The sequence below is a fragment of the Hymenobacter sp. genome (assembly GCF_031398885.1).
Classification (GTDB): domain Bacteria; phylum Bacteroidota; class Bacteroidia; order Cytophagales; family Hymenobacteraceae; genus Hymenobacter.
The window spans coordinates 58,615-81,112 of the sequence record NZ_JANNOD010000059.1; the positions used below are offsets into that span (position 1 = coordinate 58,615).

A 22,498-nucleotide genomic window follows, 5' to 3' on the forward strand; every position below is an offset into this window, starting at 1 on the left:
GGCCGGCTCGCCCCGCTACCGGCCAGGCCGCCTCACTTTACGCCCCGGCTGCGCCAGCTGTGACGCACCGTTTTTTTTCCTGACTTCCGCGCCCGGCAGCCGCTTATTTAGTTCGCCGCCTTCCCGTTGTGCTTCACGCGGGCCCGAAAAGCCGGCGGTGGCAGCGGGCCGGGCCGGGCCGCGGCCGCCCGTCAGCACGCCGTAGGGGGCCGGGGCCACGCGCCGAAGCAAGGCCGCCGCCAGCACCAGCGCCGCCAGCACCGCCGCCGGCAACAGGCCAAACACCAGCAGCGGCCACTCCGGCCACCAGCGCAGCGCCCCCTGGGTGGCATAGCTCAGCAAGGGTTCCTGGGCGGCGTAGAGGAAGAACGAGAACCCCGTGAGCCAGACGAACCACGCCCGGCGCATGGCCGCCCGCACCAGCCCGTCGGCCCCGAACCAGAGGGTGAGCACGCCCACCGCTTCGGCCGCTTTGTGCAGCAGTGCCAGCACCAGCGCCGGGGCGGGCAGCACCTGCGGGTAAAAAGCCAGGCTGGTTTTGCCCACCAGCAGGGCCAGCCACAGCGCCAGGAACCGCCCCGGCCGGAACCAGCCCGGCACGGCCAGGGCATCGAAGTGGCGGCCCCGCAGCCACACGCCCAGCGCGAAAAACAACAGCCCGCTGCCTTCCAGCAGGGGCACCACCGGCAGGTGCCAGTTCGTGAGCCACAGCAGCGCCACCAGGCCAAAATACAGGCGCGGCACCCGGTCGACGGCGGCCCGCAGCCACGGGTAGCACAGGCTGTAAACCAGCAGGCTCCGAATGAACCACAGTTGAAACGGCACCGGCACCAGCAGCCAGCAAAGCAGCACCTGCTCGGGCGAGTAGGCGCTCACGAGCGGCGCGTCGGGCCCGAACCGGTCGAGCCCGGCCGCCAGCACCAACTGCCGGGTGCCCGGAAATTGCTCCAGCGCCCACGCCAGCCCCATGCCCAGGGCGCTCCAAGCCAGAAACGGAACCCCCAGCGTGCGCACCCGGTGCCACACCCGGGCCAGGTGCGGCGCGGTGCCGGCGCGGTGCGCAAAAAGGTAGCCGGAGATGGCGAACAGCAGGGGGATGCGAAAGCGCAGCAGCCCATTCGCCAGAAAGTACTGGACCCAGGTGGCGGGCGTCAGCGGCTCTGCCACCTCGGTCCAGGGCTGGAGGTAGTGCGGGTGCAGGTTGTAGGCGTGCACGTAGGCCAGCGACAGCATGGCCGCCAACGACCAAAACCGCAGCTTCTGGCTCAGAAACGGAGGAAGGCGCTCCTCCGGGCGCCGGGCGGGATTGGCAGGGTGAAACAACGGCGACCGGGGGTAGAAAGCGTGAACGAAATGGCCGGGCCCCGGCGCCGGGCGGCAAGGCCGCGCGCCGGCCCGGAGGCGCGGTCTTGCCGGGGCTTCGCGGCCAAAGCCCCCGGACGGCCGTTCCGTTGAGTTTCACTAAAGTAAGTAATTTTTATATTAACATGCGTTTCGCTCGCTGCATTTGGCGACTCCGCTCCTGCTCACGGCCCCGCTCTCCACCCTCCCCGCAGCCCCGGCCGGTTCGGCCGGTTCGGCCGGTTGGCTCTCTTCGAGTCCTGGGCGCCCTTCGCCCGCATCAGCTTGCTGGTGCTGTATGTCTACGCTGTGTTTCACAGGCTGAACCTGGACTACTTCAACCCAAACCTCAGTTGCAGCACTTTCCTGCTGGACGGCTACGGCGGCCGGCGGCCCTTCTTGCCCCACGGGGCGGCGGGCGCGGAGAAACGAAACGGCTCTGCTCGCTCACGGCCCACGGGCATTTCGGACGCGGGCCCGGTCGGGACGACGCCCGGATGCCAACTGGAATGAAATGAAAAGCAGAGAGTCAAAAGCGAAAAAAACCCGTCTACCTTTTAAATCCTCAGACAGTAGTTATCAGTCGTTAGCTACTTGATAAACAACTGACTAACAACAAACAACGAGCAACTGACAACTCGTTTACTGTTGGACGAGTAATTAACTCTTCACTTTTAACTCACCACAAGCGCTTGACTCACCGCAAGCGCTTGCCGCGGAATCACAACCAGTGTAGGCTGCCGGAGCACGGTAGAGACGCACTCCTTGCCGTTCGGCGTTGAACGAGCACAGGGGGAACGACGCGGACGACGAGCCGCAAGGATGCGCCTCTACCCCCCGTGCTCCGCCTGGGAAACAGCTCCGGCGGCGGTTATTGAAAGCCAAAAGCCCCGCTGGTTGTAACCAGCGGGGCTTTTGGCTTTCATTGGCGACGGGGCCAAGGCTACCGGTTATCCTTATCGGGCGTAATGAATGCCTGCTCTTCCATCTCCGTGGGCACCACCACGATGCCCTGCTGCAGCTTGGAGTTGCCGCGGCCGTAGATGAAGTAGACGATGAAGCCCAGCAGCATCCAGCCCACGGCCACTTGCAGGGTGAAGGCGTCGAGGCCGATAATGAGCAGGGTGCACACGATGGCCCCCATGATGGGCACCAACGGAAAGCTGGGCGAGGAGAGCGGCGAGCGGAACGGCCGGGGCTGGTCGGGGTCGGAGCGGCGCATAATCCACACCCCGATGCTCACCAGCACGAAGGCCAGCAAGGTGCCGAACGACGTGAGGTCGCCGGCCAGCGAGCCGGGCACGAACGCGGCAAACAAGCCCACGAACACCATCAGCATGAGGTTGGACTTGTAGGGCGTGTTGAACCTGGGGTGCAGCTCGGAGAAGGCTTTGGGCATGAGCCCGTCCTTGGCCATGGAGAAGAACACGCGGCTCTGGCCCATGAGCATCACCAGGATAACCGACGTGAAGCCGAGCAGGATGCCCACCGTCACGGCCGTGGCCAGCCACTCGAACCCGGGCATGTGCGCCCGGATGGCGTAGGCCACGCTGGCCTCGCCGCCCAGGGCCGGGTCGGCAAACTCGCGCCAGTTGGCCACGCCTGTCAGCACGTGCCCGAACAGAATGTAGAGCACCGTGCAAATGGCCAGCGAGCCCAGAATACCAATCGGCATGTCGCGCTTGGGGTTTTTGGCCTCCTGCGCGGCCGTGCTCACGGCGTCGAAGCCGATGAAGGCGAAGAACACAATGCCCGCCCCGCCGATGATGCCGCCCAGGCCGTGCTTGTTCCAGCCCTCGTAGGTGCGTACCACCTCGCCGGCGGCGTTTTTCACCACGGCGTCGGCCGGAATCAGGTAGGGCGTGTGGTTGGCCGGGTCGACGAACTGCCAGCCCACGGCGATGAACACAATCACAATGAGCACCTTCAGCACCACCACCACGGCGTTGAACAGCGCCGATTCCTGCGTGCCTTTCACCAGCAGCAGGCTCAGGGCCACGATGATGAGCAGCGCGGGCAGGTTGATGAAGCCGTAGGTGTCCACGCCGTTGACCAGCGCGTGCTCGAAGGGCGAGTGGCTCAGGTTGTACGGTATTCGGGTGCCAAAGACTTCCAGCAGCTTGTTCAGGTACTCGCTCCAGGCAATGCTCACGGTGGCCGCGCCCAGCGCGTACTCCATAATCAGGGCCCAGCCGATGACCCAGGCCACAAACTCGCCCATGGTGGTGTAGGCGTAGGTGTAGGCCGAGCCGGCGATGGGAATCATGGCCGCAAACTCGGCGTAGCACAGGCCGGCAAACACGCAGCCGAACGCGGCCAGGATGAAGGCCAGCGTGACGCCCGGACCCGAGGCCTGGGCCGCCGCGTTGGCAGTGCGCACAAACAGGCCGGCCCCGATGATGGCGCCCACGCCCAGCGCCACGAGGTTGCCGGCCCCCAGCGTGCGCTTCAGCGCGCCGTGCCCGGAAGAGTTGGCCTCGCCCAGGAGCACGGCCAGTGGTTTTTTGGCGAAAATACTTGCCATGTGTTAGCTGTAAAGAAGGAAGAGGTGTGAAATAAAACGACCGATTAAACGGAACCGCCGCCTGCTCACCAAGTACAGAATTGGGCGGCCAGGGCAGCGGAGGGCCCGAAATATAGGCAGCAAATTCACGCCGAAGCCGCTTGGGGTCGGGAATACCGACGGCGCCGGGAAAATACCCGGGGCCCTGGCGCGCTTAAACCCGGCGCCGTTTCCGGCATCCAAGCCCGCGTTTTAATCTTTTCAACTCGCCATGAAAAAGTCCCTCTTGTTACTTGCCGTGGTGGCGGCTTCCGTCACCAGCAGTTTTGCCCAGGCGCCCGCCGCCAGCCCTGCCGCGCCGGCCCAACCCGGCGCGGGCCAGCCCCAGTCGCCCGACCAGCAAGCCGACCGCCGGGCCCAGTACCTGGCCAAGGAGCTGAGCCTTTCGGCCGACCAGCAAGCCCAGCTCCGGCCCATCCTGCTGGCTCAGCGCCAGGAGTTGCAGGCCTTCCGGGGCCAGCTTGGCGGGGGAGGCCGCCGTCCGGGCGTGGGCAAGGAGCTCAAAGCCACCCAGGCCAAGTACGACGCTCAAATCAAGGCCGTGCTCACGCCCGAGCAGTACGCCAAGTTTGACCAGTTGAAGGACGACCGCCGCGACAACCTGCGCGAGCAGCGCGCCAACGGCCAGCGCCTGAAAGCAACCGAGTAGCCCCCGGCTTGGCAGGCAAAAAAAGGCCCGCTCATCGACAAGAGCGGGCTGACGCCGGAGCAGCACGCCGGGCTGGCTCAAATGAAGGACGAGCACCGCGACCACTCCCAGGCCAAGCACGCCAGGCACGGCCGAAGCGAAAGCCCAACCGCCGGGCCGGCGCCAGCCACCGCAAGCCTCGCCCCCGCCGGGTGGCGAAGCCGTGGACCACGTGAAGCTTTTTGGGTATTGGGTATTAGACGGAGCCGGGCCGGCTGCAGGCGGTGGCTTGCTTATATTTGGCCTAGTCGGTGGCTTCGCCTTTCGCCCCGATGCCCTGCCCCATGCCTCCCCTCCCCAGTAGCACGGCTTCGGCCGTGCAAATCCAGCAGTTTTACGACAAGGGCCTGGCCCACGCCAGCTACGCCGTGCGCTGCGGCCGCCAGGTGGTCGTCATCGACCCGGGCCGCGACCCCCAGCCCTACTACGACTTTGCCGACGAGCACGAGGCCGACATCATCGCCGTGATTGAAACCCACCCGCACGCCGATTTCGTGTCGTCGCACCTGGAAATTGCGCAGGAAACCGAAGCCACCATCTACTGTAGCCGGCTGATGGGCGCCAAGTACCCCCACCGCAACTTCGACGACGGCGACCGGATTGTGCTAGGCAGCGTGGAGCTGCACGCCATCAACACCCCCGGCCACTCGCCCGACAGCATCAGCATCCTACTGCTCGACGAGCTGGCCCAGAGCCGCGCCATCTTCACCGGCGACACGCTGTTTGTGGGCGACGTGGGCCGGCCCGACCTGCGCGAGGAAGAAGCCGCGGGCGGCCACAACCGCGTGGAGCTGGCCGCTCAGCTCTACAAAAGCACTCGCAACAAGCTCATGACCCTGCCGGGTAGCACCAAGGTGTACCCCGCCCACGGCCCCGGCAGCCTCTGCGGCAAAACCACCAGCCCCGACCTCGACAGCACCATTGCCAAGGAATTAAAGACGAACTACGCCTTGCAGCCCATGTCGCAGGCCGAGTTCATCAAGGTCTTGCTCGAAGACCAGCCCTTCGTACCCAAATACTTCGGCCACGACGTGGCCCTCAACCGGCTGGGCGCCCCCAGCTTCGAGGACAGCATCCGGGCCGTGCCGCACCCCGGCAGCGCCGCCGCGCTGGAATCCGGCGTATTACTCATTGATACCCGCCCCGCCGCCAAGTTCCGCGCCGGCCACCTGCCGGGCGCCATCAATCTGCAGGACGGCGGCAAGTTCGAAACCTGGCTGGGCTCGGTGGTCGGGCCCAAGGAGCCGTTTTACCTGCTCGCCGATTCCAAAATTGCGCTGGACACCGTGGTCCGCAAAACGGCCAAAATTGGGTACGAAGGCAATATCAAGGGCGCGCTGCTGGCCCCTGCCGCGGCCACGGCCACCTCGCCCGCCGTGGACGTGGCCCGCGTCCGGGAGCACCCCGAAGGCTACACCATCGTCGACATCCGCAACCGGACCGAAGCCCAGGTACCGGTGTTCGAAACCGCCCTCCTCATTCCCCTGCCCGAGCTGCGCGAGCGGGCCCACGAAATCCCGACCGACAAGCCCGTGCTGGTGCACTGCGCCGGCGGCTACCGCTCGGCGGCCGGGGCCAGCATTGTGCAAAATGCGCTGCCCGGCGTGGAAGTGCTGGACTTGGGCGAGGCCGTGCTGGAGTTTCAGAAGCAGGCGGTGCATTGAGAAACTACAAAGGGCAGCTTCAGAGGCAAGAGCATCAACCAGAGAAAGCACATCTGTCATACCCCAAGCTGGCATGGCCTTACCTAAAAAAGGGCTTCGGAAAATTACCGTTGACAACTTTCGCTATGCTTGGAGTGCTACTGGAAATGATGGCTGGATTAGCCTTTCCATTGCGCCTTTGGACAATGTAGGACAGCTATTGACAACTGTATTTGATTATCATAGTAAAATCGTTGGAGAGCTTCGCACTCCAACCGGGAAACATCTAGGCTATGCAACAAAACAGCAGCTTCTCATAACACCTTTTATCATTCGTCAAATTATTCAAATAGCCTTGAAAAAGGCTGGCAATCAGCCACGAAGCCCCCCATTCAACTTACCTGGTGTTGAGAATATGATTGATTTAAGACTGGTAGATGAACATTGACAAGTATGCGCTAAAAGCAGAAAGTAGCCTGACCGTTTTTGAATTCATCAGCGAAGGGCCCAACGGAAATATTCGCAAGCTGATTCATTTTCAAGAAACCAACGAGCCGGGAGTTTACAATTTAGCTTTTGGTGATAAACAAGCCGGTTTGGTTGAAATTAATGACTTGGCCATTTCAAATAATGGCGACAGTGAGAAGATTTTAGCCACTGTAGTTTCTGCTTTGTATGCCTTTTTTGCTAAGTACCCTGATTCCTTCGTCTACGCTACTGGCAGCACCCGTGCCAGAACGCGCCTTTATCGAATGGGCATCACCCGCTTTTACGATGAAATAAAAACGGACTTCTACCTGTTCGGGCAAGTAGGTGACGATTTCCACGAATTTGAAATTGGTCGAGAATACAGCGGATTTCTGGCCCAACGAAAGTTTGACTAACTTACCTCGTTATGAAAACGATAGCAGAACTCAACAGTCGCAAAGCTCCTATCGTGCGCATCGACGCTTCTTTGGAGCCGTACCGGGATAAAATACTTTTTCCTGCCAAGCTAGCCAAGGCGAACGAGATGCTGAAGACGGCCAAGCTGCCGGCCAAGCGACAGCGAGACTAAATACCTATGGCCTGATTACAGACTGTTAAAAGCCCCGGCACCTCTCACCGGGGCTTTCTTCATTCCTCACCGCCTGGGTACCTTTGAGATTAACTCTACCCCATGCGCGTCCTTCACACCGCCGACTGGCACCTCGGCCAACACTTCCTCACGGGCCAGGAACGCACCACCGAGCAGCAGGCTTTTCTGGAGTGGCTGCTGCTCACGGTGCAGGACCAGGGCATTGACGCGCTGGTGATTGCCGGCGATATTTTCGACACCCAAACGCCGTCGTACACGGCCCAGGAGCTGTACTACACCTTTCTGGTGAAGATGCAGGCTACCGGCTGCCGCGACATTGTGGTGGTGGGCGGCAACCACGACTCGCCCACCATGCTCAACGCCTCGCGGCAACTGCTGCGGCAGTTGCGCATCCACGTGGTGGGCGGCGTGCCCAGCGACCTGGCCGAGCAAGTGCTGCCCCTCGCCGGGCCCGAGGGCCGGCCCGGGCTGGTGGTGTGCGCCGTGCCATTTCTGCGCGACCGCGACATTCGCCTGGCCGTGGCCGGCGAAACACCCGACGACCGGCAGCTGCGCATCCGCCAGAGCATCGCGGGGCACTACGCCGCCCTGGCCGAACTCGACGCGGTGCGGCGGCTGCGCGAACAGGACGTGCCCGTGCTGGCCACCGGCCACCTCTACGCGGCCGGCGGCGAGGCCCGCGAGGGCGCCGAGCGCGACGTGCACATCGGCGGGCTGGGACTGGTGGGCGCCGAGCACTTCCCGGCCGCCTTCGACTACGTGGCCCTGGGCCACCTGCACCGCCCACAGGTGGTGGGCGGCCGGGCCCACATCCGCTACTCGGGCTCGCCGGTACCGCTCTCGTTCACCGAGGCCGACGACCGCCAGCAGGTGCTGCTGCTCGAATTCCGCGGGGCCGGCGCGCCCGCCATCACGGCGCTCCCGGTGCCGGTAGCCCGGCGGCTGCAACGCTTCCACGGCACGCTGGAGGAGGTGGAAGCCGACATCCTGGCCTACGACAACGCGGCCTTCCCGCTGGTGGCCTGGGCCGACGTGCTGGTGCGCTCCGACGAAGCCCCCGCCGAGGTGCAGCGCCGGGTGCAGGCCGTGCTCCAGTTGCAAAAAGCTCAGGTGCTGGCCCCGCGCGGCGCCCGCCACCAGCGCGCCACCCAACTGCCCGACCTGGCCCTGGACGCTACGCCGCTGACCCTGCTGCATGAGCTGACGGTGGAAGAGGTGTTCAGCCGCCGGGTGGGGGGCCTGCCGCCCGAGCGGGCCGCGGCCCTCACCGCCACGTTCGGCGAGCTTCGCCAACTGCTGACCGAGGCCGACCCGCTGGCCTGGGGCGGCGCGGCCGAGTAAAGCCAGGGATTCTCGGCCGCAGCCCTGCTTTTTTACCGCTATTTTTAAGTTGTCGGGCAGTAGTTGTCAGTTGTTAGCCCCTTGATAAATATCTAACTGACAACGGACAACAAACAACTGACAACTCGTTTACCTCTTACCTGCATGAAGAAGATTTTAGTACCCATCATCGCACTCGCCACCCTGCTCGGAGCGGCTGCCGAAGCCCGGGCCCAGGCCAACCTCGTTCACGGCATCACGGCGGGCATCGGCGCGGCGCGCATGGCGGCCCGCAACAAGGATGCCCAAGCCAAACAAGCCGCCAGCACCAGCACCTACCGCGGCCAGGCGTTCCCCATGCAGCGCACCCCGGCCGACCAGCTGCCCAAAAAAGGCGCCGCCGAGGTGACGGCCGTGGAAACCCAGCTCGACCGCTTCCACACCGCGCTGCTGGCCGACTCGACCAGCGCCCTGTGCACGCCGGCGCAGCGCACGGACATCCAGACGGCCATTGTGAACCTGGCCCGGGCACAGTCGCGTTGGGACCTGGGGCCCTACCAGCAAGAGGCCACGTTCTATTTGGCCGAAGATGCGCGCCGCCAGCGCACGGCCGCCGTCCCGGCCCCGGCCAAGTAGCCCGGCGGCTCGCCTTCCTTACCTGTTCCTATCCTACGCCCGCCCCGCCAGCAAGCGCCTGGTGGGCGCGGGCATAATTTTATCCCATGAAGATTATCAGCGTCCGCTTCGCTAACCTCAACTCGCTGCCCGGACCGTTCCTCATTCGCTTCGATGCCACGCCCTTGGCCGACACGGGGCTCTTTGCCATTACGGGCCCCACGGGGGCAGGCAAAAGCACGCTGCTCGACGCCATTTCGGTGGGCCTCTACGGCCGGGTGCCGCGCCACGACCGCCAGGTGGGCGAGATGGTGAGCCGCCACGCCAAGGACGCATTTTCGGAGGTGGAATTTGAGGTGCACGAAACCAACCCCGACACCGGCGCGGTGGACCGGGTGCGCTACCGCTCGCGCTGGGAGGTGAAGCGCAAAACCCGCGGCGAAGACAAGGGCGGCCTCGGCCAGGACGCCATGACGCTGGTAAGCAGCTCCTCGGGCGAGGCCATAACCAGCGGCAAGGAAGCCGTGCCCGCCCGGGTGGGCGAGCTGTCGGGGCTCGATTTTGGGCAGTTTGAACAGTCGGTGCTGCTGAGCCAGGGCAAGTTTGCCCGCTTCCTGCACGCGCCCGAAAAAGAGCGTAGCGCCCTGCTGGAGAAGATGACCAACGTGGGCATTTACTCCCGGCTGTCGGTGGCGGCGTTTGAGAAGGCCAAGGAGGAAGAGCTGAAAACGCGGCTGCTGCGCGCCAAGCTCGACGCCACCCGCCTGCTCTCGGAAGACGAGCGCACGGCCCTGGAAACCCAGCTCGACGCCCTGCACCAGCAGGCCGAAGACCACCACCTCGAACAGCAGGAGCTGACCGTGGGCCTGACCTGGCGCACCATCCTCGACCAGCTTGACCGGCAGCTGACCGACTCCGCCCGCGAAGTGGAACGGCTGCGCCGGGACGATGAAGCCCTGCAGCCCGAATTTTCCCGACTCAACGACCACGCCCGCGCCGCCGCGCTGGCCACGCCCCTGGCCCTGGCCGAAGCCGCCGAGAAGGAGCTGAGCAGCGACGAAACGAAGCGGCAGGAACTGGAGCAGGCCCTGCCCCGGCTGGCCGCGGCGGCCGCCGCGGCTGCCACGGCCCACGCGGGCGCCACGGCCGCTCGGGCCGCCGCGCTGGCGGACGAAAACCGCCTGCGCCCGCTGCTCCAAAAAGCTCAGCAACAGGACGCGGAAATAGCCGCCGCCCGGCACCAGTTAAGCCTGCAGCGCGACACTTACCTCCAAAACCAACACGACCACCAGCAAGCAGAAGCGGGGCTGGCCCACCTGGCCCGCGAGGTGGAGGAGCTGCGAAGCCAAACCGCCGCGCTCGACCGCTGGCTCATCGGTCACAGCGCCGAAATCGACCTGAAAAACCAGGTCCTCGCGCTGGACCGCGAAATCATTGACCTGCAAGGGGCGCAAAAAGAGCTGGCTGCCCGCGAAGCCCGCCGAAGCGAGGGGCGCAAAACCCAAGGCGCGGCCGCCACCGACCTGCTCCGCCAGCGAAGCCTTGAAGCCGAGGCGCTGGCCCGTCAGCAGGCCATCAAGGACGAGGGGCAGCCCTGCCGCACCGAGCGCGACGCGCTGCTGCGCGGCACCACGGCCGCCGCCCTGGCCCAGCGGGCCGACGACTTCACCACCCGGCTGCAAGCCCTGCAACAACTGCTGCCCAAGGCCGAAACTGCCCGCGAGCAGCGCACCCGCGCCGAAGCCCTGGCCGGGCAAATTGCCGCCGAAGCCCCGGCCCTGGCCGCGGCCGAAACCGCCGTGGGCCACCTCGAAACCCGCCGTGCCGACGGCCAGCACTTGCTGGACAGCTACCGCCGCGAGCTGCGTGCCCAGCAGGCCCTAGCCGACCTCAACGCCCACCGCCAGCACCTGCTGCCCGGCCAGCCCTGCCCCCTCTGCGGCGCGCTGGAACACGCTTTGGCCGCTGATTTCACGGCGGAGGCCGACGAGCAGGAGCAGCGCGTGGCCCGGCAGCAGCTGGCCCTCACCGCCCTGGACGAGGAGCTGCGCCGCGCCACCAGCGCCTGCACCCGCCGCCAGACCGAGCAGCGCCAGCGCCAGCAGCTCCGCCGGGAAGCGGCGGCGGCGGCCGAAGCCGCTGGCCAGCAAGCCGCCGCGCTGGCGGCCGCGCTGGTGCCCGTCCCCGCCCAGCCCGCCGACCCGGCCGCCGTGCAGGCCCTGCTGGCCGAGGCCACCATCCGGCAGGCCGCCGCCGCCGCCGACCGCCGCCGTCTGGCCGTGCTCGATGAAAAGCTGGCGGATTTGCGCGAGAAATACCTGCAAGCCGGGGAAGCCGCGATGGGTGCCCAGCGGGAAATTCCGCGGCTGGTGGAGCGGCAGGCCACGGCTGAAAAAGACTTGGACCAGCTCGCCGACGAATTGGTTTACTGGCAAGAGCAGGCGGCTGTTTTCGAAGGCACCATTCGGGAGTTGCTTCAGCCCCACCAGCTGGCGCTGCCCGCCTGGCCGCCCTACGACGGCCTCCTGGTCACGCTGCGCGAGCGGGCCGACAACTACGAGGCCCAAGTCAGCAACCTGACGGCGCTCGGCCACACCCTGCTGGAAAAAAGCAGCCAGCACAAAACCCGGCACGAAGCCCTGGCCCAAGACGCCACCCGCTTGGCCGCCGCCGCCGCCGCGCTGGATGCGGAGCAGCACGCCATCGCCCGGCAGCAGGCCACCCGGCAGGCCCACTACCCTGGCCCCGACCCCGCAGCCGCGGCCGAGCAGCTGCGCCTGGCCAGCCAGCAGCTAACCACCGCCCTGCAGCTGAGCCAAACCCAGCTAGCCGACCAGCAGCAGGCCCTGGCCATCGGAAAAAGTGGCCTCGACGCGCTGCAAACCCAGCTGGCCGCGCACCGCACCGCCCACGCCCAACGCCAGGCTGAGCTGACCGCGGCCCTGGCCGCGGCCGGCCTGGCCACGCCCGCCGAAGCCCTCGCCCTGCTGCTGCCCCCCGCCGAGGCCGAACGGCTGCACCAGCGCCGGCAAGACCACCTCACGGCCCGCGCGGCCGCCGCCCGCCGTCTCACCGACCTGGGCGCCGAGCTCCTCCGCCACGCCGAGGCCGGCCTCACGCCGCACACCGCCGCCGAGCTCACCGCCCAGCTCCACGCCCTTTCGGCCGCCGACGACACGCTGCAGCAGCGACTGGGCGCCGTGAGCAACCAGTTGGCTCAGGACGATGCCGCCCGCGCCCAGCAGGCGGCCGGGCTGCAGGAGCTGCTGCGCCGCCAACTGGAGGAACAGCGCTGGCAGGACCTCAGCGAGCAAATCGGCTCGGCCCGGGGCGACAAGTTCAGCCAGTTTGCCCAGGGCCTCACGCTCACGCACTTGGCCCGGCTGGCCAACCTGCGGCTGCGGCAGCTTACCGGCCGCTACACCATCCTCAAAACGCCCTACCGCAACCTGGAGCTGCAAATCATCGACCACGACCAGGCCGATACGGTACGCCCCATGGCCTCGCTTTCGGGCGGCGAGAGCTTCCTGGTGAGCCTGGCCCTGGCCCTGGGCCTGAGCGAGCTGGCGGGCCACAAGGCCCGCATCGAGTCGCTGTTCATTGACGAAGGATTTGGCACCCTCGACCCCGACGCCCTCAATACGGCCCTCGACGCGCTGGAACGCCTACAGCACTCGGGCAAGATGATTGGCATCATCTCCCACGTCTCCGACCTCAAGGACCGCATCGGCACCCAGATTCGGATACGGCCCGGGGCGGGCGGCAACAGCACCGTGCACGTCGTGGACGTGCGCGGCGACGAAACCAGCTGCGCCACGCCGTAGCCAAAAGCAAACGAGTTGTCAGTTGTCAGTTGTCAGCATCGCCACAAACAGGAAGCTAACTAACGAGCAATCCGCTTGCTTTTGGCCGATTTTTTCGTGCGCTGCCAAGCGGCGCCGTCCCCGCATTAGGCCATGTGCTTCGGGGGCTGGGGCTGGGCCGGCCCGACAGATTTTATTTCGGGCCAAGTCCAGTATTTTCGAGGCGCAGTACCCGCGTAAGCAGCCCGAAAAAAAGCCACCACCTCTTGTTCCACCAACTCTGGGGTGATGGAGGAAGGGTAAATCGGCCGGCCGTCGGGGTCGGCGTAGCGCCCGGCTTTGGTGAGCTTTTGGCCCGCCAGGCGCAGCAGCGGGCCGGTGTCGGTGATGCCGTCGGCGGCCCAGCGCCGACCAGTGGTTTCCAGGCTGTTCAGGCGCGCCACCAACGGGGCCAGCGCCACGCGCGGGAGCGTGGGCCGGCTTTCGAGGTCCACCCAGGTGGTGTATTTGTACTCCAGCTCGTAGCGCCCGCCGCCGTACAGGCTCAGCACGATGTCGAAACCCGCGGTGGGCCCAAACAGCGCGTAGTACGGCCCGGGCTCCGGGGTGCGGATGACCACCAAGCCGATTTCGGGGTAGTCCTGCCGTTTCGTGAGCGGCCCCCGCAGGGCAGCGGCGGCACGCTTCACCCGGTCGAATTCAGGCTGCCAGGCGGCGCGGCCAGCGGCGGGGTGGGTCAGCATTTCGGCAAAGCGCGGCAGAAACCACGCAAACTTCTCAGCCGAGGCTTCGTCCTCCCGGCGCTTCCGGGCGGGGGCCCCGAACGGCTCGTAGAACCGCGCCTTTTCTTCCGCATTCAGCCAACACACCAGCTGCAAGGCGTGGTCGGCTGATGGATGCAGCCAATCAATTTCCCGAAAGTCGCCCAGCGTGGCCGCGCGGCGCAGCAGGACTTCGTGTTGCAAGGCCAGTTCCGGGTTCAGCATTGCCCACACGCCCACAAAGCCGTCCACATCAAAATGGTTGGCCGTCACGGCCGGGGCCGCCATGCCGGGGATGGCTGCTTGTCGCAGGGCCCGGAGCACGGAGCCGGCGCTGGTGTCGTCGCGCAGGAACGCAGGCGTTGCGGCGCCGCGCCAGTGCGCCAGCGTCAGGGCCGCGCCGTTGCCCACGCTGTCGACGACGACGGTGGGCTGCTGCCGGAGCTGCGCAAAGGGCACGAAATAGCGGTTCATGGGGGTAAAGTTTGGCTGCTTGCCCGGCGGCGGCCAGGAATCAGCCCCCGCCGCGCCGGTTCACGATGCGCTCCACGCGCTGCTTGCGAATCCAGCGCAGGTAGGTTTGCAGCTCTTCGGCCGCCCGCAGCGCCTCGACGGAAGGATAGTGCCGGGCGATATTGCGGTTGCTTAAAAAGCGGTGCACGCTGCTGTGGCAGGGCTGGCACAGGTCCACGGTGGGGCCAAAGCGGCCGCCTTCCTCGCGGGGCACCAGGTGGTGGCGGGAGGTGGCCTGCACGGCCCGCTCGCAGAGGCCGCACTGCGGCGCGGCCGCGGGCGGTGGAGTTGTGGGCGGCCATCCGGCGGACCGCAGGCGTTGCCTTGCCATGCGCTGCAAAAAAAGAATTGGTACGTGGTTTGACTGAGCGGCCAACAATGACAGCTTAGCGCAAGTTGCGGATTCCTTGAAAACGTATTATCTTGGCATACATTGCGCTTTGTTGCATTACTTTAGTCTTCATTAATTAGCATTTCACCTTTTTGTTTTACTCACCGTGATAACATCTGTACCCTCTTCGCATGCGCTCAAACGAATTTCCTTGCCCGGCTGGGTGAAGGGCGTGTTCGTGCTGCTCTTGCTGTGCGGCGCGGCACCCGGGGCCGGGGCCCAAACCTGGATGGTGAGCACCACGGCCCAAATCAAGCTCGGGGTGCTGGACAAATACGGCCAACTGGGCCCCTACACGGCCACATTCATCGTGCACAGCGAGCGCACCGGCAAGGATTATTTTTTGGTGAAAGAAATCACCAAAGGCCAAAGCGGGGTGGACGTGCTCTTTCCCACCGAGCCAACGGATTCTGAGTATTTCAAGGCGGAAACCGGGGAAGCCGCCGCCGCCACGCCCGGCAGCTACACCTGGGAATGCCGGGTGAAGGGCGTGAAGGCAGTGGGCGGAAAGTTCGAGTTTCCTTCCGTCGGCAACGATGTTACGATTATCAACAAAGAGAAAGAAAAAGAATAGGCCCCCGGCGTTTTATTTATTACGTTCACGACCACCAGAAACCTGGCCTTGCGCCGGGTTTTTGCGTTTAGTGCCTGCGCCCCCGTCCGCTGGCGTGGCGCGGTGCCCGAGTACCGCCAGCGGTTTTCTTCCCCCATTACCGCCGTGCCCCGCAAGTCCTTCTCCGAGCTCATCAACAGCCCCGGCATGCCCGTGCTGGTCGATTTTTATGCCACGTGGTGCGGCCCTTGCAAGACCATGGCCCCTATTTTGGAGCAGGTGGCGGCCCAGCACGGGGGCAAGCTGCGCATCATCAAGATTGACGTGGACCGCAACGCGGCCGTGGCCCAGCAATACCGCGTGCAAAGCATTCCAACGCTGATTCTGTTTCATCGGGGCCAGCCGGTGTGGCGGCAGGCGGGCGTGGTGGCCGCCGCCCAAATCGGGGAGGCCCTCCGGCCGTTTGTGAGCTGAGCGGGCGGTGATTTTTCGGAGCAGGGGCAACTCATAAACTATCTGGCCGGGATGGGCGTTGGAAAGGCCGTTGCCTTTTTATTCCCCCGATTAGGACTTCATGCGTACCCCTTCTCCTTTGCGACATATTCTGCCGGGGCTGCTGCTGGGGCTGGGCCTCCTGCGCCCGGCACGGGCCCAGGAGGCCCCTCGGTTCACGCTCAGCGGCACGGTGCGCGGAGGGCGCGGCGAGGTTCTGCCCGGGGCCAGCGTGGCCGTGCCCGCGCTCAGCACCGGCACGGCGGCCGACTCGGTCGGGCGGTTTGTGCTGAGCCTGCCGGCGGGGCGGCACCAGGTGGTGGTGGCCTTTGTGGGCTACCAGCAATTCACCCGCGAAGTGAACCTGACCAGAAACCAGCGCCTCAACCTCGCGCTGGAAGAAAGCGGCAACGAGCTGGGCGAGGTGATTGTGGAAGGTGCGGTGACGTTGGAGCAGAAGCTCAAGACCACCCAGATGGGCGTCGAACACCTCAGCATCCGGGAGGCCAAGCTGCTGCCGGCCTTGTTTGGGGAAGTGGACATCCTGAAGACCTTGCAGCTCAAGCCCGGCGTGCAGAGCGGCGGCGAGGGCACCAGCGGCCTGTTTGTACGTGGCGGCTCGTCGGACCAAAACCTGGTGCTGCTCGACAACACCCTGGTGTACAACCCCAACCACTTGTTCGGGCTGTTCTCGGTGTTTAATTCCGACGCCGTGCAGAGCGTGGACCTGTACAAGTCCGGGTTTCCGGCGCAGTTCGGGGGGCGGCTCTCGTCGGTGGTGGACGTGAAGCTGCGCGAGGGCGACCGGCAGAACTACGTGGCCACGGGCGGCGTGGGGCTGATTTCGTCGCGGCTCACCTACGAGGGGCCCATCAACAAGGGCAAGGGCTCGTTCATCGTGTCGGGCCGGCGCACGTACTTCGACGTGTTCACGCGGGCCCTCAATAAGGCCAACGAAGGCAAGCCCGACTACGACCCCATCCCCGACTACTTCTTTTACGACCTCAACGCCAAGGCCAACTACACGCTGGGCGAGCAAGACCAGTTGTTTCTAACCGGCTACCTGGGGCGCGACGTGTTCGGCTTCAACAGCCCGAACGGCTTCAACTTTACCTTTGACTGGGGCAACACCCTCGGCTCGCTGCGCTGGAACCACGTGTTTTCGCCCCGGCTGTTCGCCAACACCACGGTGTCGGTGTCGGACTACAAATACAACCTGACCAACCGGTTCGACCAGTTCACCTTCGGCCTGGGCTCCAGCATCCGGGACTATACCGGCCGCACGGATTTTGAGTACGCCCCCAACGACCGGCACGTGCTCAAGGCGGGGGCCGTGCTCACGCAGCACGTCTTTGGCGTGGGCCGCGCCGAAGCCAACTCCGGCGACGGGCGCGTCAACTTTGGCGCCAACGTCAAGTACTACGGCCTGGACGGCGCCCTGTACGCGTCCGACAACTACAAGGCCACCGACAAGCTGCAGCTCGAAGGCGGCCTGCGGCTGAGCGGCTTTCGGAGCGGGAACAACCAGTACGGCGGGCTGGAGCCCCGCGCCGCGGCCCGCTACTCGTTCAACGACCGCACCTCCTTCAAGCTCAACTACGCGCTGATGTACCAGTACGTGCACCTGGTGTCGAACTCCGGTGCTTCGCTGCCGACGGACATCTGGTACCCGTCGCGGTTGAGCGTGAAGCCGCAGCGCTCGCAGCAGCTGAGCAGCGGGGCGAGCTTCCTGCTGGGCCAGGGCAAGTACCTGCTCACCAACGAGGTGTACTACAAGTGGGGCCGCAACCAGGTTGACTTCCGCGACGGCGCCCAACTGTTCGTCAACCCCGAGCTGGACACCGAGTTCATCTTCGGCCGCAGCTGGAGCTACGGCAACGAGGTGTACCTGGAAAAAAAGACCGGCAAAACCACCGGTTGGGTGGGCTACACCCTGGCCTGGAGCTGGCGCAACTTTCAGCCCCAGCGCGGCACCACCGGCGTGAACAACGGCGCCGACTTCCACCCCAACTACGACCGTCGCCACAACCTGACCGTGGTGCTGCTCCACCAGCTCAACAAGCGCATCAACCTCACGGCCAGCTTCATCTACACTTCCGGCGGGCGCGCCACGCTGCCGCTGGGCCGGTTCGGCATCCAGGACATCCCGGGCTCGCGCACGGGCATCGACCCGCGCCCGGTGCCGGTGTACCCCGACCGCAACTCGTACCAGCTCATCCCCTACCACCGCCTCGACCTGGGCGTGGTGTACAAAATTGGGTCGCGGCTCAACCAGGACCTGACCCTGAGCATCTACAACGCCTACAACCGGCGCAACGCCTACTTCGTGTTCTTCGAAACCATAGAAGACGCCAACGAACGCATCACCGGCTTCCAGGCCCAGCAGGTGTCGCTGTTCCCCGTCATCCCCTCGCTGACCTACAATTTCAGATTTTAGCGGCGGGCGGCCCCCGTCTATTTTCGCTTGGAGATTTTATTGAAGGTGATGGGGCGCTGCCGCGTGGACTTGAAGCGGGCGTCGTCGACCGCGCTTTTGGCCCGGTGCTTGGTGGCCCGCCCCTGCACCCGCGCCCGCCACATTCGCCACGAAGAAGCCTTCATTTCGCGCCGCATGAGCTTGATTACCTCTGTTTCGCTGAGCCCAAACTGCAGCAGTATGGCCTCAAACGGCGTGCGGTCTTCCCAGGCCATTTCGATGACGCGGTCAATGTCCTGTTCGGTCAACTCTGGTTTGCTCATTTCACGGGTAGCGACGGTGGGGCCGGCCGGGGTTATCGTGGCGGGCACGAAGACCCCGATTGCAAAGAACCTAAACCAGCGGGCCGGCATTAAGATTTACGCGGTACGCATTTAGAACCCTTCGTTTTAAAGAATGCCCGGAAATCCTTCACCGGCCCGTGCGCTTTTTCAACTCCCCAACCACCCGCATCCGTTCTCCGGCCGGCCGTCACCCTTCGCGACTGGTACTTTCGCACTTGCGCTTATGCTGACCCTAACTAAAATTTCCGGCGGCTTGCTGGCCCTGGTGGCCCTGGCCGGCTGCGACTCTTTGCAGAACGACATCGACGTGCCGCTGCCCTCGTACTCGGCCGAGCTGGTGGTGGAATGCTACCTTGAGCCCGGCAAGGTGCCGACCCTGACCGCCACCACCTCGGTGCCCTACCTGAGCCCGGCGCTGCCGCAGTTACCCACCGACATCACCGCCACGCTCACCCTGCCTGACGGCACCGCGGTGCCCCTCAACTTCGCACCCAACTACCAGGTGCTGGTGGACACGACCAGCGGCGAAAAATTTCATACCCACATCGGCCGCGACCCGCTGGTGGCCCGCCCGGGCGACGTGTTCACGCTGGAGGTGCGCGACACCCAGGGCCGCCGCGTCACCGGCACCACCACCATGCTCGCGCCCGTGCCCATCGATTCGGTGGAGTACAAATTCAACGACGAAGCCGGCGCCGAGCGCAAGGCCTACTTCCTCACCAATTTTCGGGACCCGACGAGCCCGGGCGACTCCTACCGGCTGCAACTGCACCGGGGCGACCCGGCCCGGAAGGCCCTGGTCCGGCGGCCCGAAGTGGACAATTCCTTTGAGGACCGGCTGCTCAACGGCCAACCTTTTGTGGTGGGCACCAGCTATCGCTTCCTGCCCGGCGACACCGTCACGAGCACCCTCTACCGCACCGACGCTGCCTTCTACCGCTTCCGCGAGTCGGTGCGCGACGCCCGCAACGCCAACGGCAACCCCTTTGCGCAGCCTTCGGCCGTGTACAGCAGCGTGCAGGGCGGCATCGGCATTTTCACGGTGCTGAGCTACGTGCGCACCACCAAAATTTTGAGCAAATAAGCAGTTAGTGGTCAGTGATTAGTGGTCAGTGATTAGTCTGCTATTTGTGACAGTACCGACAACTAATCACTGACCACTAATCGTTAATCACTAATCACTGGCATTCCTACGCTTCGGCCACTACCGCTTTTATCAGCGCCGTGAGCCGCGGCTCGGCCTGGGCGGCGGCGGCAAAAATATCGGCCAGCACCACCGGCTTGAGGTGGCCCGGCGCGCACAGGTCGGTAATAACCGACACGGCCAGCACGGGCAGGCCCAGGTGGCGGGCCGCGATGACCTCGGGCACGGTGCTCATGCCCACGGCGTCGGCCCCGATGGTGCGCAGGTAGCGGTACTCGGCGGGCGTCTCCAGCATGGGGCCCGGCACGCTCACGTACACGCCGCGCCGGATGGTGGCGGCTTGGCCCAGGGCGTGGGCAGCGGCTTCGGCCCGGGCCAGCAGGCCGGCATCGTAGGGCGCAAACATGTCCGGGAAGCGCGGGCCCAGCTCGTCCAGGTTAGCGCCGATGAGCGGGTTGGTGGGCTGCAGGTTGATGTGGTCCTCAATGAGCATCAAATCCGCCAGGTTGAAGTCCGGGTTCAGGCTGCCGCCCGCGTTGCTCACCAGCAACTGCGCGATGCCCAGCAGCTTGAGCACCCGCACGGGCATGGCCACCTGCTGCATAGTGTAGCCTTCGTAGTAGTGAAACCGCCCTTGCAGCACGGCCACTTTCTTCCCGCTCAAACGGCCCAGCAGCAGCCGGCCGGCATGGCTTTCCACGGTTGAGAGCGGGAAGTGTGGGATGTCGGCGTAGTTGATTTCGTGCTCAATTTCCACCTCCTTAGCCAGCCCGCCCAGCCCGGTGCCGAGGATGATGCCCGTGACGGGCTGGAAGTTTTGCGAGTGGGCTTGGATGTAGGCGGCGGCTTCTTGGAGGTGGTGTAGCATTGTTGGGGGGGCAAAAATTAGCACGGAGTCAAAGGAGGAAAAGGGAGTTTCACGGAGTTCGATACCCTCCGTGAAACTCCCTTTTCCTCCTTTGACTCCGTGCGAAATTAATCAGTTAATTTCCAGCGCATACGGCAGCTTGGCCTGCACGCCGCGCATCTGCAGCAGCTGCTGGTACTGCGCGTAGGCCGGATAGAGCGGGCCCAGCTCGGTTTTCAGCGCCTTGGTTTTGGCCTCGTCGTCGTCGTTGCCGAACATGGACAGGATGTTTTCAAATTCCGACTTCTGGCGGGGCAGGCGCTGCACCTGGTAGTCGTCGGCCTTGAGCTTGGCGCGGGCGGCGGCAATTTTCAGCGCGTCGGAATAGTCCCCGAGCACGTCCACGAGGCCGTTCTCCTTGGCTTCGAGGCCGCTCCAGACGCGGCCCGAGGCCAGGCGGCGCAGGCGCGCCACGGGCATGCCCCGGCCCAGCGCGGCCTTGGTGGTGAAGTCGGCGTAGATACGGTCGACCTCGCCCTGCAGGGTGCGCTTCTCAAAGTCGGAGAGCGGGCGCGTGATGGTGGGCAGGTCCGAAAACTTGCCGGTGCTCACCCGGTCCACGGTGATGCCGAGCTTGTCGGCCAGCAGCTTCTGCACGTTGGGCAGCACCCCAAACACGCCAATGGAGCCGGTGATGCTGTTCGGGTGGGCCACGATGGTGTCGCAGGCCATGGCGATGTAGTAGCCGCCCGACGCCGCCACGTCCGACATCGAGGCGATAATCGGCTTCACTTTTTTGGTCAGCAATACCTCGCGGTAGATGATGTCGGAAGCCAGCGACGAGCCCCCGGGCGAGTTGATGCGCAGCACCACGGCCTTCACCTTGCTATCGAGCCGGGCCTTGCGGATGGCTTCGGCAAACTTGGTGCTGCCGATGTTATTGTCCGAGCCCTTGCCGGTCACGATGTCGCCCTCGGCGTACACCACGGCAATGCGGTTGCCGCTGGTGGCGCCCTCTTTTTCGTCGTCTTTCTCACTCTCAGAATAGTCACTCAGGCTCACCAGGCTGGGCTTTTTGTCTTTGGCCACGCCCAGCTTGCCGCGCAGGTAGTCCTGCACCTCGTCGAAGTAGCCGAGCCGGGTCACCAGCTTCAGGCGCAGGGCGTCGGCGGCGTTGTGCACCAGCATCGAGTCGGAGATGACTTTCAGCCGGGCCGGCGCGATGCCCCGGGCGGCGGCCACCTGGCCTATCAGGTGGCCGTTGATGGAGTTGAGGAACGACACGGTCTGGTAGCGGGCCGAGTCGGAGAAATTCTCGCGGAAAAACGGCTCCACGGCGCTTTTGAAGGAGCCCACCCGGAAAATGTAGGGCTCGATGCCGGCCTTCTCAAACAGCCGCTTGTAGAACAGGACCTCCGTGCTCAGGCCGTTGAACTCCAGCGTGCCCTGCGGGTGCAGGTAAATCTGGTCGGCCACCGACGAGAGGTAGAGGCTCTTTTCGGAGCACACCTCGTGGTAGGCCACCACGAACTTGCCCGACTTCTTGAAGTCCAGCAGCGCGTCGCGCACTTCTTCCAGCGAGGCCAGGCCGCCCTGCACGATGTCCAGGTTGAGCAAAATGCCCTTGATGTCGCCGTCGCCCTTGGCCCGGCCGATGGCTTCCTTCAAATTGACCAGGCCGGTGGACGCGTCATTACCGCCGAAGCTGAACTTGCTGTCGCGCCCGCGCTCGGTGAGCGGCTCGTTGAGCTTGAGTTCCAGTACCGAGTTGGCCGCGGTTTCCTTCTGGTCGCCGGCACTTTTAGCCGCCCCGACAACGAGGGCCAGCACCACAAAGCCCAGGAAGCTGAAGGCCACCAAGCCCACGACGGTGGCCAGGACAAATTTAAAAAATTGACGCATGAGGCCGCAGATTTAACGGGTTTTAACGAATGGGAACGGATTTTTTGGGGTTCAGCGCACGCTTTAATTTCAAGTAGCGCGCCA

19 protein-coding genes are annotated in these 22,498 nt (G+C 64.8%); 12 read left to right on the forward strand and 7 right to left on the reverse strand.

Annotation, left to right across the window (positions count from 1 at the left end):
- Positions 1 to 15 precede the first annotated feature (15 nt).
- Positions 16 to 1,323 carry an acyltransferase gene (locus RMO51_RS12260; protein ID WP_310395013.1) on the reverse strand — a complete coding sequence of 436 codons (1,308 nt, stop codon included), beginning with the start codon at positions 1,321 to 1,323 and terminating at the stop codon, positions 16 to 18.
- Between the two features lie 961 nt (positions 1,324 to 2,284).
- Complete coding sequence (locus RMO51_RS12265; protein WP_310395015.1) at positions 2,285 to 3,865, reverse strand: amino acid permease; 1,581 nt, start codon at positions 3,863 to 3,865, stop codon at positions 2,285 to 2,287.
- 250 nt (positions 3,866 to 4,115) lie between these two features.
- Here RMO51_RS12265 and RMO51_RS12270 point away from each other — a divergent pair, with 250 nt between their 5' ends.
- The 8 genes from RMO51_RS12270 to RMO51_RS12305 all read left to right on the forward strand — a co-directional run bounded on the left by RMO51_RS12270 (position 4,116) and on the right by RMO51_RS12305 (position 13,072).
- Positions 4,116 to 4,553 carry a hypothetical protein gene (locus RMO51_RS12270; RefSeq protein ID WP_310395018.1) on the forward strand — a complete coding sequence of 146 codons (438 nt, stop codon included), beginning with the start codon at positions 4,116 to 4,118 and terminating at the stop codon, positions 4,551 to 4,553.
- Positions 4,554 to 4,876: 323 nt separating this feature from the next.
- On the forward strand, positions 4,877 to 6,256 hold the full coding sequence (locus tag RMO51_RS12275; protein WP_310395021.1) for an MBL fold metallo-hydrolase: 1,380 nt from the start codon (positions 4,877 to 4,879) through the stop codon (positions 6,254 to 6,256).
- Positions 6,257 to 6,329: 73 nt separating this feature from the next.
- Complete coding sequence (locus RMO51_RS12280; RefSeq protein ID WP_310395023.1) at positions 6,330 to 6,683, forward strand: hypothetical protein; 354 nt, start codon at positions 6,330 to 6,332, stop codon at positions 6,681 to 6,683.
- A complete protein-coding gene (locus RMO51_RS12285; protein ID WP_310395025.1) occupies positions 6,673 to 7,119 on the forward strand; it encodes a DUF6934 family protein in 447 nt (148 codons plus the stop codon). Before RMO51_RS12280 ends, RMO51_RS12285 begins: the two co-directional genes overlap by 11 nt.
- Positions 7,120 to 7,130: 11 nt before the next feature.
- The gene (locus tag RMO51_RS12290) at positions 7,131 to 7,292 is read left to right on the forward strand and encodes a hypothetical protein (RefSeq protein ID WP_310395026.1); all 162 of its coding nucleotides are present in this window, start codon (positions 7,131 to 7,133) and stop codon (positions 7,290 to 7,292) included.
- Between the two features lie 102 nt (positions 7,293 to 7,394).
- A complete protein-coding gene (gene sbcD / locus RMO51_RS12295; protein WP_310395028.1) occupies positions 7,395 to 8,654 on the forward strand; it encodes an exonuclease subunit SbcD in 1,260 nt (419 codons plus the stop codon).
- Between the two features lie 144 nt (positions 8,655 to 8,798).
- A complete protein-coding gene (locus tag RMO51_RS12300) occupies positions 8,799 to 9,269 on the forward strand; it encodes a hypothetical protein (protein WP_310395029.1) in 471 nt (156 codons plus the stop codon).
- 86 nt (positions 9,270 to 9,355) lie between these two features.
- Positions 9,356 to 13,072, forward strand: coding sequence for an AAA family ATPase (locus RMO51_RS12305; protein WP_310395031.1), 3,717 nt, complete (start codon positions 9,356 to 9,358; stop codon positions 13,070 to 13,072).
- Between the two features lie 125 nt (positions 13,073 to 13,197).
- On the opposite strand, the gene RMO51_RS12310 is transcribed toward RMO51_RS12305, so the two are convergent.
- Positions 13,198 to 14,286: a DUF6687 family protein gene (locus RMO51_RS12310; RefSeq protein WP_310395032.1), complete on the reverse strand. Its 1,089-nt coding sequence runs from the start codon at positions 14,284 to 14,286 to the stop codon at positions 13,198 to 13,200.
- Positions 14,287 to 14,326: 40 nt separating this feature from the next.
- The gene (locus tag RMO51_RS12315) at positions 14,327 to 14,656 is read right to left on the reverse strand and encodes an HNH endonuclease (RefSeq protein ID WP_310395034.1); all 330 of its coding nucleotides are present in this window, start codon (positions 14,654 to 14,656) and stop codon (positions 14,327 to 14,329) included.
- A gap of 166 nt (positions 14,657 to 14,822) precedes the next feature.
- Here RMO51_RS12315 and RMO51_RS12320 point away from each other — a divergent pair, with 166 nt between their 5' ends.
- The 3 genes from RMO51_RS12320 (at position 14,823) to RMO51_RS12330 (ending at position 18,198) form a co-directional block, all read left to right on the forward strand.
- On the forward strand, positions 14,823 to 15,290 hold the full coding sequence (locus tag RMO51_RS12320; protein WP_310395036.1) for a hypothetical protein: 468 nt from the start codon (positions 14,823 to 14,825) through the stop codon (positions 15,288 to 15,290).
- A 48-nt stretch (positions 15,291 to 15,338) separates the two neighbouring features.
- Positions 15,339 to 15,743 carry a thioredoxin gene (gene trxA / locus RMO51_RS12325; protein WP_310395038.1) on the forward strand — a complete coding sequence of 135 codons (405 nt, stop codon included), beginning with the start codon at positions 15,339 to 15,341 and terminating at the stop codon, positions 15,741 to 15,743.
- A 118-nt stretch (positions 15,744 to 15,861) separates the two neighbouring features.
- Positions 15,862 to 18,198 carry a TonB-dependent receptor gene (locus tag RMO51_RS12330; protein WP_310395040.1) on the forward strand — a complete coding sequence of 779 codons (2,337 nt, stop codon included), beginning with the start codon at positions 15,862 to 15,864 and terminating at the stop codon, positions 18,196 to 18,198.
- Positions 18,199 to 18,215: 17 nt separating this feature from the next.
- On the opposite strand, the gene RMO51_RS12335 is transcribed toward RMO51_RS12330, so the two are convergent.
- Positions 18,216 to 18,500 (reverse strand): TIGR03643 family protein, encoded by a 285-nt coding sequence (locus RMO51_RS12335; protein ID WP_310395209.1) that lies wholly within the window; start codon positions 18,498 to 18,500, stop codon positions 18,216 to 18,218.
- Positions 18,501 to 18,744: 244 nt separating this feature from the next.
- Here RMO51_RS12335 and RMO51_RS12340 point away from each other — a divergent pair, with 244 nt between their 5' ends.
- The gene (locus RMO51_RS12340) at positions 18,745 to 19,605 is read left to right on the forward strand and encodes a DUF4249 domain-containing protein (RefSeq protein WP_310395043.1); all 861 of its coding nucleotides are present in this window, start codon (positions 18,745 to 18,747) and stop codon (positions 19,603 to 19,605) included.
- Between the two features lie 106 nt (positions 19,606 to 19,711).
- On the opposite strand, the gene RMO51_RS12345 is transcribed toward RMO51_RS12340, so the two are convergent.
- The gene (locus RMO51_RS12345) at positions 19,712 to 20,533 is read right to left on the reverse strand and encodes a purine-nucleoside phosphorylase (protein WP_310395045.1); all 822 of its coding nucleotides are present in this window, start codon (positions 20,531 to 20,533) and stop codon (positions 19,712 to 19,714) included.
- Positions 20,534 to 20,644: 111 nt separating this feature from the next.
- On the reverse strand, positions 20,645 to 22,414 hold the full coding sequence (gene sppA / locus RMO51_RS12350) for a signal peptide peptidase SppA (protein WP_310395050.1): 1,770 nt from the start codon (positions 22,412 to 22,414) through the stop codon (positions 20,645 to 20,647).
- Between the last annotated feature and the right edge of the window lie 84 nt (positions 22,415 to 22,498).

What these genes read in the sequence shown, in the direction of transcription:
- RMO51_RS12265 (WP_310395015.1), bottom strand. Translation starts at nt 3,865, where the DNA reads ATGGCAAGTATTTTCGCCAAAAAACCACTGGCCGTGCTCCTGGGCGAG.
- RMO51_RS12270 (WP_310395018.1), top strand. Translation starts at nt 4,116, where the DNA reads ATGAAAAAGTCCCTCTTGTTACTTGCCGTGGTGGCGGCTTCCGTCACC.
- RMO51_RS12275 (WP_310395021.1), top strand. Translation starts at nt 4,877, where the DNA reads ATGCCTCCCCTCCCCAGTAGCACGGCTTCGGCCGTGCAAATCCAGCAG.
- RMO51_RS12280 (WP_310395023.1), top strand. Translation starts at nt 6,330, where the DNA reads ATGGCCTTACCTAAAAAAGGGCTTCGGAAAATTACCGTTGACAACTTT.
- RMO51_RS12285 (WP_310395025.1), top strand. Translation starts at nt 6,673, where the DNA reads ATGAACATTGACAAGTATGCGCTAAAAGCAGAAAGTAGCCTGACCGTT.
- RMO51_RS12290 (WP_310395026.1), top strand. Translation starts at nt 7,131, where the DNA reads ATGAAAACGATAGCAGAACTCAACAGTCGCAAAGCTCCTATCGTGCGC.
- sbcD (WP_310395028.1), top strand. Translation starts at nt 7,395, where the DNA reads ATGCGCGTCCTTCACACCGCCGACTGGCACCTCGGCCAACACTTCCTC.
- RMO51_RS12300 (WP_310395029.1), top strand. Translation starts at nt 8,799, where the DNA reads ATGAAGAAGATTTTAGTACCCATCATCGCACTCGCCACCCTGCTCGGA.
- RMO51_RS12305 (WP_310395031.1), top strand. Translation starts at nt 9,356, where the DNA reads ATGAAGATTATCAGCGTCCGCTTCGCTAACCTCAACTCGCTGCCCGGA.
- RMO51_RS12310 (WP_310395032.1), bottom strand. Translation starts at nt 14,286, where the DNA reads ATGAACCGCTATTTCGTGCCCTTTGCGCAGCTCCGGCAGCAGCCCACC.
- RMO51_RS12315 (WP_310395034.1), bottom strand. Translation starts at nt 14,656, where the DNA reads ATGGCAAGGCAACGCCTGCGGTCCGCCGGATGGCCGCCCACAACTCCA.
- RMO51_RS12335 (WP_310395209.1), bottom strand. Translation starts at nt 18,500, where the DNA reads ATGAGCAAACCAGAGTTGACCGAACAGGACATTGACCGCGTCATCGAA.
- RMO51_RS12340 (WP_310395043.1), top strand. Translation starts at nt 18,745, where the DNA reads ATGCTGACCCTAACTAAAATTTCCGGCGGCTTGCTGGCCCTGGTGGCC.
- RMO51_RS12345 (WP_310395045.1), bottom strand. Translation starts at nt 20,533, where the DNA reads ATGCTACACCACCTCCAAGAAGCCGCCGCCTACATCCAAGCCCACTCG.
- sppA (WP_310395050.1), bottom strand. Translation starts at nt 22,414, where the DNA reads ATGCGTCAATTTTTTAAATTTGTCCTGGCCACCGTCGTGGGCTTGGTG.